Raw genomic sequence first — 17,005 nt, forward strand, 5'->3', positions numbered from 1 at the left:
ACGGTGAGTGCAAGACACCCCCGCAGCGAACCGACCGACAGATCCCGAGCAAGACACACGCGTCAGACTGGCGGCGAGTCAGGACGACCCACTGCGGGGGTACCACCACCATCCTCACTGTCTGGCGGGCGTCCGCGAAGCGGATGCGGGATCGCGCCTCGACCGGAACATCCATCCCGCGCCAGCCACCCCGAGCAGACCCCGAAGCCGAAGCCGAAGGCGAGCCCGAGCCCAAACCGGCCCCACGGAAGCAAAGCAAAAACCCCCAAGATGGCGAGATCTTGGGGGTTTTCGTAGCGGGAGCGGGACTTGAACCCGCGACCCCACGATTATGAGCCGTGTGCTCTAACCAACTGAGCTACCCCGCCATGCCTCCGCGTCGCCGCGCCCGTGAGGGACGCAGCTGGCCGGAAGCCGGAGCCCCCTGTGGGAATCGGACCCACTACCTCTTCCTTACCAAGGAAGTGCTCTACCAATGAGCTAAGGGGGCGCGCACAGCCGCAAGCGGCTTTTGGCACCAGTAGAGAATAGCATCCCTCCGGCCCCCCTTTCGCCGCCCCCGGCCCCTATTAGAGTTTCCCCCATGACCATCGAGACCGTTCCTGATCCCGAGACCCCGGACGCCCCCGTCACCGAGACCGCCTCAACCCTCGTCGGCACCGGTGGAGAGTGGTGGCGCTCGGCCGTCATCTACCAGATCTACCCCCGCTCGTTCGCCGATGCGAACGGCGACGGCATCGGCGACCTTCCCGGCATCACCTCGCGTCTCACGGCTCTGGCCGAGCTCGGTGTGGATGCCGTCTGGCTCTCGCCCTTCATGACGAGCCCCCAGCACGATGCGGGCTACGACGTGGCCGACTACTGCGACGTCGATCCGATCTTCGGCACCCTCGCCGACTTCGACCTCATGCTGGCGCGCGCTCACGAGCTCGGCCTCAAGGTGATCGTCGACCTCGTGCCGAACCACACCTCGTGGGACCACGAGTGGTTCAAGGAGGCCCTCGCCGCCGAGCCGGGCAGCCCCGAGCGCGACCGCTACATGTTCCGCGACGGCCGGGGCCCGAACGGCGACGAGATGCCCAACAACTGGGAGTCGGTGTTCGGCGGGCCCATGTGGGAGCGCGAGATCCGGGCCGACGGCACCCTTGGCCAGTGGTACCTGCACATCTTCGACAAGTCCCAGCCCGACCTCAACTGGGAGAACCCGTGGGTGCGCGAGCGCTTCCACGACATCCTGCGGTTCTGGCTCGATCGTGGGGTCGACGGCTTCCGCGTGGATGTCGCGCACGGGCTCATCAAGGAGGCGGGCCTGCCCGACTACACGCCACCGGCAGACGCCGGCAGCATGGGTGGCGGCACGGGTGGCGTCGTCGGCACCGACCCCGCGGATGCGTCGATCAGGACAGACCCCACGGGTGGCCCTGTGGGTCTCGAGCCGGGCATCGACGCCCACGCCGACGACGACCCGCCCACCCCGCCCTACTGGGCGCAGGACGGCGTGCACGAGATCTACCGCGCCTGGCACGACGTACTGGCCGAGTACGAGGGCGACCGCGTGCTCTGCGCCGAGGCCTGGGTGGAGCCGCTCACGAAGCTCGCACGCTGGGTGCGGCCGGATGAGATGCACCAGGCCTTCAACTTCACCTACCTCTCCGCCGGCTGGTCGGCTCCCGAGCTGCGCACGGTGATCGACACCTCCATCCACGCCTTCGGCACGGTCGGGGCGCCCTCCACCTGGGTGCTGTCGAACCACGACGTGGTGCGACACGCCTCCCGCCTCGCGCTCACCGCCGAGAACCCCCAGGGCGCCGGCATCGGGCCGGACTCCCCCGGCCTCCCCGACCCCGTGCTGGGGCTCCGGCGGGCCCGCGCCGCCACGGCGCTCATGCTGGCCCTCCCCGGCAGCGCCTATGTCTACCAGGGCGAGGAGCTCGGGCTCCCCGAGGCCATCGACCTCCCGGACGACGCACGCCAGGACCCGACCTGGTTCCGCACGAACCACGAGAAGTACGGCCGCGACGGCTGCCGCGTGCCCATCCCCTGGGAGATCGGCTCCCCCACCTACGGCTTCGGCCCGGCCGGCTCGACCGCGAGCTGGCTGCCGCAGCCCGGCGACTGGGATGCCTTCGCGCGCGCCGCGCAGGAGGGCGTGCCGGGCTCGACCCTCGAGCTCTACAAGCTCGCGCTCTCGCTGCGGGCGCGCTCCGCGCTCGGCACCGGATCGGTGGAGTGGCTGCCGGGCTACGGCGACGACGTGATCGCGCTCCGCAACAACGGCGTGACGGTCATCTCGAACCTCGGCTCGACTCCCGTGGAGCTGCCGGTCGGCGAGCTGCTGCTCTCCTCCGAGGAGCTGCACGAGGCCGCCCTGCCCGCCGACACGACGGTCTGGCTGGCCTGACGCGCCGCGAGGCGTGGAGAAAGACGAACGTCGCGGCAACCACCCCGCTCTGGGGCTCGGTTGTCGCGACGTTCGTCTTTGTCCGCAGTGAGGCGCGGCTCAGCCGGCGTTGGCCTCGAGCCAGGCGAAGGGGTCGACGGGCGTGGTGCCGTCGAGACGGATCTCGAGGTGCAGGTGGGCGCCCGTGGAGGTTCCCGTGTTGCCGACGCGGCCGAGGGCCTGCGTGACCTTGATGACCTGGCCCTCCTCGACCTCGATCGATCCGGTCAGCATGTGGCCGTAGACGCTCGAGACGGCCTGGCCGTCCACGACGTGGTCGACGATCACGTGCACGCCGAGCCCGCCGTTGTCGTTCGGGACGACCTCGCGCACGACGCCGTCGGCGATCGACTGGATGATCGTGCCCTCGCCGGGCGTGAAGTCGACGCCCTTGTGGTCGGTGCTGCCGATTCCGCCGGGCGAGTCGTGCGGGCCGAAGCCGCTCGAGATCGGCACGCCGACCGGGAAGGGCCACTGCACCGCGGCGACGGGGTTGTTCGTGAAGGTGTCGGCCACGCGCATGCCGCTCGCGCGGGCGCCAGCCTGCAGGATGCGGGGGTCGGTGACGCCTTAGCCGTCGCGGGCCACGGTGCCGAGCACCACGTCGGAGCTCGTGGTGAGCTCCTGAGCCTCGAGCGGCGCCACATCGGCGAGCACGGTCTCGGCTGAGGTGCTCGGAGCACTCGAGGCCGCGTGCAGCGCGGTGGCGGGCATCGTGGCGGCCACCGCGATGCCGGTGGCGAAGAGCATGGCGATGATGCTGAAGGCACCCTTGCCGCCGGAACCGCCCGGGCCGCGCCGGCTGCGCCGCCCCGTGGGCGCAGCGGATGCGATGGGCGAACCGGATGCGCCGGATGCGGGCGGGGCCACGGACTGCGACTCCGAGACGGGCTCGTCGGCGGCGGGCACGGCGGGCGACGCGGTGCGCAGCGAGCGCCGGCTCACGGGCTTGGACACCGCAGGGGCGGCCGGTGCGACCGCGACCTCGTCGAGGGGCTCGATCGGCACGACGGTGGTCGCGACGGGCACGATCGCACGGCGGCCGCCCGACGGGCGCTCGATCGCGTCGGAGAAGGCCTCGGCGGCACGCCGGCCGGCCTTCCGCCTTGCAGCGGCGGTGTCGCCCTCCGCGACGGTGCCCTCGACGGTGATGATCTGCGGCTCGAGGGTGAGCGGCTGCGCGTGGGGGCGCGGCGCCGCGATGGTGCTGGCCGCGGCGAGCCGCGCCGCACGACGTGCCGACACGGCGGCGGTGGCGGCGGTCTCGGTGGCCTGAACGGCCGCGGCGTCCTCGGTGACCTTCTCCTCGCCCGGAGCACCGGCGGCTCGCAGGTCGCGGCGCCGACGGGCGGCAGCGGGCGAAGGCGGAGTGGTGGCCGACAGAGCGGCTTCAGCGGCGGCGGCGGCCGTCACGGGCCCACCTGTGCGCAGGCTGCGGCGGGACGGAAGGGCAGAGCCCTCGCGGGAAGAGGGGTTCTGGTGCGTCGTCGAACCGGAGGCCTCGCGTTCAGATGCGTCGTCATCTTGGCGTGAAGTCGGGCGTGGCACGGGCGTGAAAATCTCCGGGTCGATCGTCGGGCAGCATCTCGGGGGTGCGAGATCACGGATCGGACAAGGCTACCGACCGTTCCTGGGGATTGCCACAGGACCGGTGCCGTACTAGGGCACCAACGCGCACGTGCGACGGGCGAGCCCGGGAGAAGTCCCGATCAGAGGGGCAGTCCCGCGGCCTTGTGCAGCTCGAAGAAGAGCGGCTCGAGCTGGTCGGCCAGATCCGGTGCCGCCGCGAACGTCATGATCGCGCTCTCGGCCGCACCCTCGAATCCGCTCACCCTGGCGCCGGCCTCGCGGGCGATGAGAGCACCGGCGGCGTGGTCCCACGCGTTCAGCCCGCGCTCCCCGTAGGCGTCGAGGCGGCCGGCGGCCACCGAGCAGAGGTCGAGCGCGGCCGATCCGGCGCGCCGGATGTCGCGCACCCGCGCCACGAGCCCCTGCACCACGGCGGCCTGCTTCACGCGCAGCTCGGCGCTGTAGGCGAAGCCCGTGCCCACGAGGGCCTGGGAGAGCTCGACGCCCGTGTTGGCGTGCAGCCGCCGGTCGCCGAGGTGCGCGCCACCGCCGAGGCTCGCCGAGAAGACCTCTCCGAGCACGGGGTTGACCACGACACCTGCGAGGGCCTGCCAGTGCTCGGCGTCGATCGGGTCGCCGGGGGTCACGGCCACGGCGGCGATGCTCACGGCGTAGGCGGGGATGTCGTAGAGGTAGTTGACGGTGCCGTCGATCGGGTCGACGACCCACACGATGCCCGAGGTGCCGGGGGTGGCCGTGCCGGTCGACTCCTCGCCGAGGAAGCCGTCCTCCGGCCGGAGTTCGGCGAGGCGGGCGCGGATGAAGTCCTCGCTCTCGCGGTCGGCGAAGGTTACGACGTCTTCGGGTGCCGACTTGGAGGCGGCGATCGTGACGCCCTCGGCGCGGCGGTGGGCGATCAGCGAGCCGGCTTCGACGCCGATCGCACGGGCGATCGCGAGGAGCTCTGCAGCCTGCGACTGAGGAAGGGACGAGGACGATGCACTTGGCATGGCTTCTCCGTGATGTTCTGGTGGCGAGTGAGGGATTCGAACCCCCGAATGCTGAGCAGTCTGATTTACAGTCAGATCCCTTTGGCCGCTTGGGTAACTCGCCAGGCGCACCCGACCACGTTCATCACACAACCGAAGGCGCTGGTCAAGGATACCCGGCGGAGGCCCCGCCGCGAAATCGCGTCGCCGACGGCTCAGCCGGCCGCTTCGCTCGCGTACCGATCGGCGTACTCGAGCACCTCGTCGAGGTAGGCGGGCGACTCGTTGTAGCCCGCGATGGCGGCCCGCCAGCCCTCCTCGGTGCCGAGGTCGCCGCCGGAGAAGCAGAGGTACTCGGCGGCCGAGAGGGAGGAGTCGTCGATGTTGTGGATGTCGGGGACCCCGTCACCGTTGGCCTCCGTGGCCCAGGCGGCCCAGGTGGTGGGCACGAACTGCATCGGCCCGACCGCGCGGTCCCACTCGGTGTCGCCGTCGACGGCGCCGTCGTCGCTGTCCGGGATCTCCTGGAAGCCGACGCCGTCGAGCGGCACCCCGATGATGAGGTCGCTCGTGACCCCGTTCTCCTGGATCGCCCCGCCGAAGATCGTGCCGTGGTGCGACTCCACCCAGCCGATGCCCGCGAGCGTGTTCCAGCCGAGGTGGCACTCGGGCCGCACCTCGGCGCTCACGAGGGCGGCGCCCGCATACCCCTGCAGGGCCCGGCGCGGGATGCCGGTGGCCTCGGCCACCTCGTCGAGCCACGCGGGATCGGGCAGCTCGGCGGTCGGCGTGTCGTCGGCGTAGCTGCCGGCACCGCTCGCCGCCGGAGTCTCGGCGAACACCGCGTACGTCGCATCCGGCCCGCCGTCGCCCCCGGGAGTCGTGGCGCAGCCGCTGAGCGCAAGCACGCCCGCCATCACCGTCAGCACACCTGCCGCCCCCGCCACCCCCGCCACGGGGCCGGAGCCGGACCGGGACGACAGGCTGAAGCGCATGCCCCCACTCAACCAGACCCCCCTGACAGTCGGGACAGCGTAAAATGCGGGGCATGGCAGATTCATCGTTTGACGTGGTCAGCAAGGTCGACAAGATGGAGGCGGACAACGCCCTCAACCAGGCGCAGAAGGAAGTGGCGCAGCGCTACGACTTCAAGAACATCGGCGCGTCGATCGAGTGGAGCGGCGAGAAGGTGATGATGAAGGCGAACTCCGAGGAGCGCGTGAAGGCGATCCTCGAGGTGTTCGAGTCGAAGCTGATCAAGCGCGGCATCTCGCTGCGGTCGCTGGATGCGGGCGAGCCCTACGCGAGCGGCAAGGAGTACCGGCTCGAGGCCTCCATGAAGGAGGGCATCGCCCAGGACGACGCGAAGAAGATCAACAAGCTCATCCGCGACGAGGCCCCCAAGAGCGTCAAGTCGCAGATCCAGGGCGACGAGCTGCGGGTGTCGTCGAAGAGCCGCGACGACCTGCAGGCGACGATGGCGCTGCTGAAGGGCGCCGACCTCGACGTGGCGCTGCAGTTCATCAACTTCCGGTGACGACGGAGGACGGCTCCACCGGCACCGGCACCCCCGGAGTCGACGTCCCCGACCGCCGTGGCCGCACCGGCCTCGACCGCACGGGCCTCGACCTCACGGGCAACCCCCGCGTGCAGGTCGAGTCCGTGACCCTCCTGAGCTCGAACTGGTACGTCACGCGCACCACGCGCATCCGCTTCCGGCATCGTGACGGCCACTGGTCGACCGAGGATCGGGAGACCTACGATCGCGGCAACGGCGCCACCATCCTGCTCCACGACGCCACCAGGCGCACCGTGCTGCTGATCCGCCAGTTCCGCTACCCGGCCTACGTCAACGGCCACCCCGACGGCGAGCTGCTCGAGACCCCGGCGGGCCTCCTCGACGAGGACGACGCCGAGACCGCCATCCGCCGCGAGGCACGCGAGGAGACCGGCTACGCCGTGGGCGAGGTCGAGACCCTCTTCGAGGCCTACATGAGCCCGGGGTCGATCACCGAGAAGATCCACTTCTTCGCGGCGCCCTACGACGCGGCCGACCGGGCGGATGCCGGGGGCGGGCTCGCCGAGGAGGGCGAGGACATCGAGCTGGTCGAGCTCGACATCGACGACGCGCTCTCCCGCATCGGCACCGACATCGTCGACGCGAAGACCATCATGCTGCTGCAGTGGGCGGCCCTCCGCGGCCCCTTCGCCCGCTGAGGCCGCGCGCGACCGGGCGGACGCCCGACCGAGGCCGGGCGAGACGCCCGCGGAGGCGCACGAAAGGCCCGGATCGAGGGTGGGGACACGCGATCGGGCCTTGGTGCCGCACACCCGGGCCCGCTCTCTCGAACGGACCCGGGCGCACATCTCTACTCGCTCTGCAGAGCAGCCGACCGGCGTCGCACGAGCACGAGCGCGAGCCCGAGCAGCAGCACCGCCGCGCCGCCGCCGAGGCCGAGCGCGAGGCCCGATCCGGTGCTCGCGAGGCCTCCGGGGCCCGTCGGCACGCCGGGCAGAACCGGCACGCTCACCTCGGTGACCGCCTGCGAGTCGCCGTCGGGCGACGTGTCGCCTTCGTGGGAGACGTCGCCCCAGGGGCCGGGCGGGTTGGTGACGTCGGCGAGGTTCGCGACCGTGCCCGCAGAGGTCACCGTGGCGGTGATCACGAAGGTGCGCGTCGCTCCGACCGGCAGCGAGTCGACCGTCCAGGTCAGCTCTCCGTCGGCTCCCGCGGTGGCGGGCGGATCGGTGGAGACCACCGTGAGCGCGGCCGGCAGGTAGTCGGTCACCGTGAGGTCGGTCGCGTCGATCTCGCCGATGTTCTCGAGCGTGATCGTGTAGACGAGGGTGTCGCCCACGGTCGCGGCCTTCTTGTCGACGGTCTTCGACATCTGCAGCTGGCCCACGTCGAACGTGTTCGTGATGGTCACCGTGGCCGGCCCCGCCTCGTCGCCGTCGGCGACGATCGTGATGCCGTCCTCGGGCGAGACCGACGAGTCGGTGGCGAGGCCCTGGTCGGTCTCGACGACCACGCAGACGGCGCCCACGATGAGGTCGTCGATCGAGGCCCGGTAGCCGTTCTCCTCGGAGAGCACCACCACGCCGTCGTCGTCGAGCGCGATCGGGGTGAGCACGCCGTCCTTCTCCCAGGTGCAGGTGACCTGCGCGGTGAAGGGCCCCTCGCCGAAGCGGGAGACGCCGGTGCCGACGCGCTCCTTGACGATCTCGAGCGATCCGGTGTCGAAGGTGTTGGTGACGGTGGCCTCGACCGGCGAGCCGTCGGGAACCACGACCGTGCCCGCGTCAGGAGCGTACGTCGTCGACGTCGCGCCTCCGGCCACGGTCTCGACGATCGTGCACTCGGCTCCGGCGATCAGGCCGGAGACCACGGCGCGGTAGCCGTTCTCGGCCGACAGCTCGACCACGCCGCCGCCGGGCAGCGGGATGGTGAGCGTCTCGCCGTCCTTCACCCAGGTGCAGGTGACGACCGCGGTGAACGGGCCGGCGCCGTAGGTCTCGGCTCCCGAGCCCTCGATGGTCTTGACGACCTCCACCTCGCCGAGGCCGAAGGTGTTGGTGACGTCGACCTGCACGTTGCCGTAGGGCTCCTCGTCGCCTGTGGGGCCGACGATCAGCACCGAGGCGTCCGAGATCGTGGTGGAGGTGGCTCCGCCGTCGACCGTCTCCGACACGGCGCAGAGGGTGCCGATCGGGAAGATCTCCTCCACGAGGTGCGACTCGTCGCCGACGATCTCGAAGGAGTCGTCGTAGAGCGTCTGGCCGTCGTAGGTGCACTCCACCGCGATGGTGAAGGGTCCCTGGCCGTAGCCGTCCTCGGGTGAGGGGGTTCCCGATCCGTCGCCCGCGCCGTCTCCGGCGAGGCCCTTCCACACGGTCAGCGTGCCGGCGGCGTAGGTGTTCGTGTACGCGGCCGTCGCACCCTCGGGGCCGACGGGCACGGAGACCGTGGCGCCGGTGGTCCCGGCGGCACCGTCGACCGACACCGTGACCGAGTTGCCGGCGTCGAGCGCGTGATCGGCACCGGTCTCGGTGACCGTGCAGTCGGCCAGCACCGGGATGCCGCCGATGGTGCGCGAGGCACCCGCCTCGAGGCTGAACGCGGCGTCGCCCTCGGCGAGCTCGACCGGCGATCCGTCGTCCGCGAGGCAGCTCACGGTGTAGTCGAACGGCCCGAACGAGCCGACGGTCGCCACGGTCTCGACGGCCTTGGAGACCGTGAGCGAGGTGAGGGCGTAGTCGTTCGTGATGGCGACGCTCTGGGTGGCGGGCACGGGAGCGGTTCCCACAGCCGGGGTGAGGATGCTCACCGAGGCGGGCGTCACCGACCGGCTGCTCTCGCCGTACGATCCGGGATCGCCGTTCTCGACGACCGAGCAGGATGCCCCGAGCGGGATGCCGTCGACGCGCACGGTGTAGCCGTTCTCCTCGTCGAAGGTCAGCTGGTCGGAGCCGAACTGCACGTCGGCGCCGGCCACGGTGCAGGCCACGGTGGCGTCGAACGAGTCGGGTGCGAACTGCGCACCGTCGCCCGTGATCGTCTTCGTGACCTGGAGCGGACCGCCCTGGAGCGTGACGCCCGCGTAGTTCGAGGCCGCGCTCTTGGGTGCCCCCGAGACGAACTGCGCGAAGACGCCGATCTGGTTCCAGGCGAACTCGGCACCCACGGGCACCTCGACCGGAGCGAGCCCCGCGTCATCCGCCGTCACCGGCTGGTTCACGGTGTCGTAGCGCACCGTGACCGAACCGCCGGGTGCCAGCACGCCACCGGCTGCGCCGGCGAAGTCCACGGTGACCCGGAGGCCCGTGATGTCGGTCCAGTCGCCGTCGTAGTCGGCGATCGCCGACCACTCCGAGGCCACCGGATGCGTGGAGCAGGTGGGGTCGGTCGGCCAGGCCGAGGTCGTTCCCGTGCCGAGGCAGACGTCGGCCGCGGTCGTGACCTCGACGGTGCTCGAGGCGCCATCCGGGGCGGAGACGCTCACGGAGTCGGCCGAGAGCACGGGCTGGAAGGTGGAGCCGCGGGAGACGCCCGTGGCGAGACGACGGTCGCCGGCGAACGGCAGCGCGTCGACCACGGTGAAAGAGGTCGAGGCGATCGTGCCGTTGTTCACGGGCACGAGCTTCCAGCTGTCGGTGCCGCCGACCCGCGTGTTCGCGGCGCACGGCGAGCGGAAGTAGCCCTCGGCGTCGGCGATGCAGGGCAGGGCGGGGTCGGTGGTGTTGACCGCGCCCGGGACGAGCGGCTCCACCACGTCGCCCTTGACCGACTTGGTCGAGATCATGGCGCTGCCGGGCTGCGGTCCCACGTAGTTCGTGGTGCCGCACTCGTTGGCGGCGACGCCGGCGAGGGTGCCCTGACCGTTGCCCGAGGTGTTGGTGCAGGCCTGGAGGGTCTGTCCGGTCGAGACCACGATCTGGTTGGTGGCGCGCTGGCCGCTCGTGAGTCCCACGTCGAGCACGATGCCGAGCTTGACCGTGAAGGTCTCGCCGGGCTGCATCCGCCGGCCGTCCTCAGGCCAGCTGAGCGTGAGCTTCTTGGTGGGGGCGTCGTAGACCACGGCCACGTCGGTCGACAGGGTGCCGCCGGTGCTCGTGGCGAACACGGGCTCCTCGCCGTTCCAGTTGAGCTTCTCGGGCAGGGTGTCGACGAGGTCGGCGATGGTGAGGATGCCGGTGCCGGAGTTGCGGAAGGTCAGCGTCCACTCGTTGTCGGTGAGCGGAGTCACCGTGTGCACGTTGCCGAACGGGGTCTTCGACACGTCGAGGGCGAAGGTGCCCGCCTCGAGGGCGATGCCGTCGGTGGCCTCGGCGTTCGCGTCCGGGTAGACCGCGGGGTCGTCCGTGCGGTGCGAGTTCGTCTGCACCGTGTTCTCGAGCGAGCTCGGGAACACGATCGGGTCGCCGTTCCTCGCCACCTCGAGCAGGCGCACCTTCAGCAGGGCCGTGGCGGTGTAGTTCGCCGGGATGGCCGTGTTCGAGAACAGCCCGCCGTCGGCGCGGTCGAAGACGAAGCGGATGCCCGTGACGTCGGCGGCCGACTTCCCGTTCGGCAGGGCCGGCAGCGAGGCCGTCGCCGCGGCGGTGCCCGCGATCCAGTCGGTGCTGCCGTCGAGCTGCACGTCGACCCGCACACGGTCGGCGCCGGTGGGCAGCGTCACGTCGGCGGCGGTGAGGCCGTCGAGGCGGTACTGGTTGAAGAACTCGGCGTCGGTGTCGGCGATCGTCACCTGGTTGGTGGGCACCGTCGAGGAGCCCTGGGTAGCGCGGAGGGTCGCGGTCACGAGCGCTCCGCGATCCTTCTCGAGCAGCACGTCGGGGTCGAACGCCTTGGCGGCCGTGACGTCGAGGCTGCCCTGGATGAGGGTGATCGCCTTGTTGTCGCTGTCGAAGGGCGTGTCACCGGGGGTGCCGGCCGGGTAGAGCACCGGGTCGTAGCCCTGGGCGAAGGCGTAGTTCTCCACGGTGAATGGAGCGACCGCCACCGTGCTGTCGCTGCGGAGGGTGGGCCGCAGCTGGGTCTTCAGCGTGAGCTTCACCTCGGTGCCCGAGACGATCGATCCGCCGTCGACGGCCGGGTTCGTGCCCTGGTAGGTCACGCTCACGCCGACCACGGTCTGCAGGTCGGCGGCGGCGAGCGCCCCCGCTGCCGCGACCGTGGTGGTGCGGGAGGTGAGGGTGCCGTTCGCCGCGCGGTCCCAGAGCGTCACGACCGAGTCGGCCGGGCTGATCTGGTTGGTGTTGACCGCGAACACGAGGCCGGTGAGGGTGAAGCGCTCGAACGGGTTCGTGGCCGGGTCGTACGCCGCACCGGCGTAGGGGTTCGCGCCCCAGGCATCCGCGGGGCTCGCGCACTCGGCGACGTCGGAGCACGGCATCGGATCGGTGACCCGCAGGTAGGAGGCGCGCGACGACGAGGTGTTCTTCGCCGTGAGCGTGAAGTCGTTCGTGGGGTAGCCCGACGCCGGCACGTCACCGAGGTTCGGCACCACCATCTGGGTCTTCTGGGTGGCCTTCACGATGTCGACGCCCGGCGGCTGGTTGATCAGCGCGATGGTGTCGCTCGCGATGCGGGGGCCGACGTCCGAGCCGTTCTGCACGCCCGCCACGGCGACCGTGTTGACGATCGTTCCGGCGGCGGCGTCGTTGAACGACTGCGTGGCGGTCACCCACGGGTAGGAGGGGTTCGCGGCCGGCACGCGGAGCGTGTTGCGGAGTTCGTAGATGAGGCGGAACTCGCGCGGGCTGTCGAAGGCGCTCGTGGCGACACCGGAGCCCACGGGCGGGGTGACGGGGTTCGTGCTCGCGGCACGCGCGGCGTCGTTCGGCTCCACGGTGAAGCGCACGCCCGTGGTCTCGGCAGACTCCTGGCCCGAGAGCGTGTAGCCCTTGAAGCCGTTCGAGCCCATCCAGTCACCGCCGGGCGGCGTGACGGCCACCCAGGCGCCCGAGCGCCACAGCTCGACGGCCGTCACGCTGTCCCAGCGCAGCAGCGGGTCGATCGCGTAGGTGATGGCCGGGATCTGCTTGAGGTCGAAAGCCTGGAAGACGGTCTCGGCGGGCTGCGCGTGGGCGCCCGCGGGGTCGGTCACGGTGACCTCGCTGTAGCCGGTGGCGGTGACGCCCCAGCCGAGGCGCGTTCCCGCACGCTCGGCCGACTGCGAGCTCAGCAGGTCGAGGTCGGCGCCGAAGTCGGTGGTGCGCCAGGCCTTCGCGCCCATCAGCGTGCCGATGCCCGACTCGCTGCGGATCTGGGCCACGGCGTCGTCCTGCACCACGTCGCTCACGACGGGCACGGTGCCGCCGGCGACGGATCCCTCGCCCTGGGCGGTGGCGATGTCGGTGTAGGCGGAGGCGGGGCCGTTCACCACGGAGGTGGGGGTGCCGTCTGCGCGGGTGGTGGGGAGCGCCTGGAAGACGGCGTTCGGGCTCACGGTCGTGCCCTGCGGGAAGCCCTCGGGGTTCTCGAAGGTGAAGCGGAGGCCCACGATGCCGGCGATCGCACCGGCCGGCAGGTTGCCGGAGTAGACCTCGGTGGTGGCGGAGGGGCCGACGACCTCGAAGGTCGTCCAGCTGCTGCCGTCGAGGGTGTACTCGATGGTGAGGGTGGATCCCGCGAGCACCTGGGTGGGGGCGATCGCGATCGGCTGGAACGCGTTCCAGAAGTCGTCGGCGACGCCCGCGCGGTAGAGGTCCTCCACCACGATGGTGTGCGGGTTCACGAATGCAGAGTCGGTCGAGGTCGAGGTCGGCAGCTGCACCACCGCGGTGGCACCGGGGGCGATGGCGCTGCCGGGCTGGATGGTCTTCGTGATCGCGAGCTCGATGTCCGGGAAGAAGACCTCGAGCGGGGCGGTGGCGGAGTCCTCCGCCGAACCGCCGGGGTTGGTGCCGGAGACGACGAGGGTGTTGACGAGCTCGACCGAGGTGCCGGCGTCGGGCACGAGGCCGACACCGGGGGTCACCGAGAACTGGGCGCCGGCCTGGGCGTTGGGCGGGATCGATCCGGTGAACGAGATCGAGAAGCCGGTGAGGTGGTCGCCCGCCGCCGGGGTGGGCGCATCGGGGGTGTCGCCGCTCGCGAAGGGCACCGAGACGGGGGCTCCCGCGGCGGAGAACCAGGTGATGGTGCCCGCGGTGGCGCCCGTGGGGTAGGTCAGCGGAGCGAGGAAGCCCGAGAACTGCACGGTCTCGGTGAAGAAGTCGCGGTCGTCGAGGGTGAAGACCTCGAGCGGGGCGTTGGAGGAGTTCTGGCCCGTGATGACGGCCGTGGCGGGAACGCCGGCGGGCACGCGGGAGGGGCTGATCGACTTGGCGGCGTCGACGGCGACCGAGACGCTGCCGATCGCGTACGGCGCGGCGGCGTTGTCGAACGCGGGCTCCTCGCCCGGCACGTTCACGGATCCGTTCACGGTGTTGACGACGTTCGCGCCGCCCACGAGGGAGTCGCCCGAGCGGCGGTCGGTGGCACGCTGCTCGAGCTCGAGCACGACGCTGCCGGCGGAACCGTTCGGGGCGAGGGCTGCGGCGCCGTCGGCGGCCGCGTAGGTGAAGCGGAGGCCCACGACGTCGGCCTCGGAGACGCCGTCGGGGAGCGCGATGTCGCTGGGGCCGCGAGGCGATCCGGGAACCCAGATGTACGATCCGGAGCCCGCGTCGAACACGTAGGCGTCGACCTGCACCGTGGTGGCACCGGCGGGGAGCGAGACGGCGCCGAAGCCGGCGAAGTCGGTCACGAGGAAGGGGTTGTCGTCGCCGAGGGCCGTCGCGCCGGCGGTGGCCGAGGTCGGATCCTGGAACACGAGGCTCGAGGCCGCCACGTTCGAGGTGTTCTGCGAGGTGAGGGTGACGGCCGAGGCGCTGCCGGGCGCGAAGCCCTGGGTGGCGGGCTGCCAGGTCTTCGTGACGTCGGTGCCGACCGAGACGGGGATGGAGACGGTGACGTCGGCGCTGTCCTGCGGCTCGTTCTGCGAGTTCGTGGCGACGACCGAGGCGGTGTTGGTGACGGCGATGCCGTTGGAGGGCCAGGTCGCGGGGAGGTTCTGCGGCGCCTTGAGGGTCACCTGCACGTCGACCGACTCGCCCGCGAGGATGCCCACGGCACCGGCGCCGAGGTCCTGCGTGTAGGTGGCGGTGAGGGTGCAGGGGTCGGTGACGGTGGTCGAGCAGCCGGCGAAGGCGATCGTGGCGACACCCGAGGGCACCGTGTTCGTGGCGAGGATCTCGAAGCCCTGACCGGGCACGCCGAACTCGGCCGGCAGGGTGTCGGTGAGCACGGCGTCGGTGCAGTCCTCGTCGCTGCAGCTCACCGAGATCGTGTAGGTGAACTCCTCACCCGGATCGATCGTCACGGCCTCCTGGCCGTTGACCGTCTTGTCGATGGCGAGGAAGCTCGGGTCGGCCGCGGCCGCCGAGGTCGCGGGCACCACCACGAGCATCGCGCCGAGGAGGGCGACGGTGAGGGCGGAGGCGGTGAGGCCGAGGCGCTGGTACCAGCGCTTGCCGGATGACGGAGTGGTGCTGCGGTGCTTCACGATCGGATCCCCTTTTTGCGGTCTTCAGCCAGCAGAGGGCGGCATGCAGGAACGCACCGGGCGAGCGCGCGGAGTACCGGCTCTCTACTGAATCGGTGTCGACTCTAGGGACCGGCTGTCGGCGCGGAGGGCCGCGGGCGCCGTCTTCACCCTCCGGTTCACCCTCCGGCGCGGGTGCCGCTCAGAGGCAGTCGGCGAGGATGCGGACGGCCTCGCCGAAGCGCGAGGGATCGGGGCCCGAGTAGTTCAGGCGCACGAACGGGCCCGTCGGCTCGGCCGGGAACCACTCGGCCCCGGGCGACACGAGCACGCCCCGGGAGGCCGCCCGGGCGGTGAACAGCTCGGCGTCGGAGCCGTCGGGCAGGCGCAGCCACAGGTTGAGCCCACCGGCCGGAACAGCCGTGAGCGTGCCGGGCAGATGGGCGTCGACGAGTGCGACGAGCGCATCCCGCCGCCGCCGCAGCTGCTCGCGCATGCGCCGGCCGTGCGCCGCCCAGCCGGGTGCCGTCACCACCTCGAGCGCGGCGGTCTGCAGCACGCCGCTCACGTAGAGTCCGTCGATGACGCGGTCGGTGCGGATGCGGGATCCGGCGGGCCCCCGGGCGATCACGGCCGCGATGCGCACGGCGGGCGACAGGCTCTTGGTGAGCGAGCGCACGTAGACCACGTGGCCGTCCGGATCCTCGGCCACGAGCGGGCGCACCGGCACGTCGAGCGCGAAGTCGTGGGCCCAGTCGTCCTCCACGAGGAAGGCGGCGTTCTGGCGCACGACGTCGAGGATGGCGGAGGCCTCGCGCGGCGACCAGGCGCTGCCGGTGGGGTTGGCGAAGTGGGGCATGGCGTAGAAGAGGCGGGCGCGGGTGCGCTCGAAGGCCTCGGCGAGCACCACCGGGTCGACGGCGCCGTCGCCGTCGCGCGGCACCGGCACCACCACGAGCCCGGCCTGGCGCGCGGCGGCGATGGCGCCCCAGTAGCCGGGCGACTCCATCAGCACGGTGTCGCCAGGGCGGGCGAGCGAGCGGAACACCGACGACAGGGCGCTCTGGCCTCCCGGCATCACCACGACGTCCGACGCCGCCGGCGCACCCCCGGCCGAGGTCGTCGCCTCGGCGACCTCGTGCGCGAACCAGGTGCGGAGCTCGGGCACCCCGGCGGCCGGCGGACGGTCGATCGCCGAGCGCGAGCGCGACGCCCGCGCGAGGGCGGCCCGCACGGCGCGCACGGGCAGCAGGTCGTCGGCGGGGTAGCCGCTGTGTAGGGCGATCACGTCGTCGGCGGGGTTCTGGAGGGTGGAGCCGACCTCACCGCCGCCGCTCGGCACCGGCCCGAGCGCGGCGGTCTGCCAGCCGAAGTCGGCGCGCGGGGCGGGGGCGCTCGGGCGCACGAAGGTCCCCGCGCCGGTCCGGGATTCCACGAGACCCTGGCGCACGAGCAGGCGCATCGCCTGCTGCACGGTCACGGGGCTCGCGCCGAACCGGTCGGTGAGGGAGCGGGTGCTGGGCACGCGCGAACCCGCAGGCGCGCCCGCGAGCTCGGCGCGCAGCTCTGTCGCGATCCGCTCGGCACTGCTACCGTTGCTCATGAAGCACGATAGTAGCGCTACTCCGTCGGTCACCGCACCGCTATCCTCGCGGGGCACCGGGCCCGCGTCTCCCCCACGCTCCCGGATGCCCGCCGGCCTCCTCTGGGGATTCGTGGGGGTGCTGGCCTTCTCGTTCACGCTGCCGTTCACGCGGGTGGCGGTGGCCGAGTTCGATCCGCTGCTCGTGGGAGCAGGCCGCGCGGTCGTGGCGGCCGCCCTCGCCGTGGCCGTGCTCGCGGTGACCCGCACGCGGCCGCCCGCCCGACGGCTGTGGCCGCGCATCCTCGTGGTGGCGGCCGGCGTCGTGCTCGGCTTCCCGTTCCTCACCTCGTTCGCGCTGCAGACCTCGCCCGCGTCGCACGGAGCCGTCGTG

General features: G+C 71.7%; 10 protein-coding genes and 3 tRNA genes. 4 read left to right on the top strand and 9 right to left on the bottom strand.

The features are described 5' to 3' along the window. Positions 1 to 294: 294 nt before the first annotated feature. Together Q0D57_RS15680 and Q0D57_RS15685 are read right to left on the bottom strand one after the other, a co-directional pair. Positions 295 to 368, bottom strand: a tRNA-Met gene (locus tag Q0D57_RS15680). 50 nt (positions 369 to 418) lie between these two features. Next, a tRNA-Thr gene (locus Q0D57_RS15685) sits at positions 419 to 490 on the bottom strand. Positions 491 to 583: 93 nt separating this feature from the next. Here Q0D57_RS15685 and Q0D57_RS15690 point away from each other — a divergent pair. Next, positions 584 to 2,401: a glycoside hydrolase family 13 protein gene (locus tag Q0D57_RS15690; RefSeq protein WP_291045770.1), complete on the top strand. Its 1,818-nt coding sequence runs from the start codon at positions 584 to 586 to the stop codon at positions 2,399 to 2,401. Between the two features lie 99 nt (positions 2,402 to 2,500). Here Q0D57_RS15690 and Q0D57_RS15695 read toward each other — a convergent pair whose 3' ends face one another. From Q0D57_RS15695 to Q0D57_RS15715, 5 genes are all read right to left on the bottom strand, one after another. Further along, entirely contained in the window at positions 2,501 to 2,956 is a 456-nt protein-coding gene (locus Q0D57_RS15695) for a M23 family metallopeptidase (protein WP_291045771.1), read from the bottom strand. A 54-nt stretch (positions 2,957 to 3,010) separates the two neighbouring features. After that, positions 3,011 to 3,853: a hypothetical protein gene (locus Q0D57_RS15700; RefSeq protein WP_291045773.1), complete on the bottom strand. Its 843-nt coding sequence runs from the start codon at positions 3,851 to 3,853 to the stop codon at positions 3,011 to 3,013. A 296-nt stretch (positions 3,854 to 4,149) separates the two neighbouring features. Further along, positions 4,150 to 5,019: an inositol monophosphatase family protein gene (locus tag Q0D57_RS15705; RefSeq protein ID WP_291045775.1), complete on the bottom strand. Its 870-nt coding sequence runs from the start codon at positions 5,017 to 5,019 to the stop codon at positions 4,150 to 4,152. Between the two features lie 18 nt (positions 5,020 to 5,037). Then, positions 5,038 to 5,122 (bottom strand) — tRNA-Tyr (locus tag Q0D57_RS15710). Positions 5,123 to 5,213: 91 nt separating this feature from the next. Continuing rightward, the gene (locus Q0D57_RS15715) at positions 5,214 to 5,993 is read right to left on the bottom strand and encodes a lytic murein transglycosylase (RefSeq protein WP_291045777.1); all 780 of its coding nucleotides are present in this window, start codon (positions 5,991 to 5,993) and stop codon (positions 5,214 to 5,216) included. Positions 5,994 to 6,046: 53 nt separating this feature from the next. Here Q0D57_RS15715 and Q0D57_RS15720 point away from each other — a divergent pair, with 53 nt between their 5' ends. Beyond that, the gene (locus tag Q0D57_RS15720; protein ID WP_291045779.1) at positions 6,047 to 6,535 is read left to right on the top strand and encodes a YajQ family cyclic di-GMP-binding protein; all 489 of its coding nucleotides are present in this window, start codon (positions 6,047 to 6,049) and stop codon (positions 6,533 to 6,535) included. Further along, positions 6,532 to 7,215, top strand: a complete 684-nt coding sequence (locus Q0D57_RS15725; protein ID WP_291045781.1) for an NUDIX domain-containing protein — start codon at positions 6,532 to 6,534, stop codon at positions 7,213 to 7,215. Before Q0D57_RS15720 ends, Q0D57_RS15725 begins: the two co-directional genes overlap by 4 nt. 152 nt (positions 7,216 to 7,367) lie before the next feature. Here Q0D57_RS15725 and Q0D57_RS15730 read toward each other — a convergent pair whose 3' ends face one another. Both Q0D57_RS15730 and Q0D57_RS15735 read right to left on the bottom strand, forming a co-directional pair. Next, complete coding sequence (locus Q0D57_RS15730; RefSeq protein ID WP_291045783.1) at positions 7,368 to 15,050, bottom strand: DUF5979 domain-containing protein; 7,683 nt, start codon at positions 15,048 to 15,050, stop codon at positions 7,368 to 7,370. Between the two features lie 181 nt (positions 15,051 to 15,231). Beyond that, complete coding sequence (locus Q0D57_RS15735; RefSeq protein ID WP_291045785.1) at positions 15,232 to 16,632, bottom strand: PLP-dependent aminotransferase family protein; 1,401 nt, start codon at positions 16,630 to 16,632, stop codon at positions 15,232 to 15,234. Positions 16,633 to 16,717: 85 nt separating this feature from the next. Here Q0D57_RS15735 and Q0D57_RS15740 point away from each other — a divergent pair. Next, the coding region (locus Q0D57_RS15740; protein WP_291045787.1) for an EamA family transporter at positions 16,718 to 17,005 on the top strand (288 nt) is incomplete at its 3' end.

It is taken from the genome of Herbiconiux sp. (genome assembly GCF_023264895.1).
Lineage (GTDB): Bacteria > Actinomycetota > Actinomycetes > Actinomycetales > Microbacteriaceae > Herbiconiux.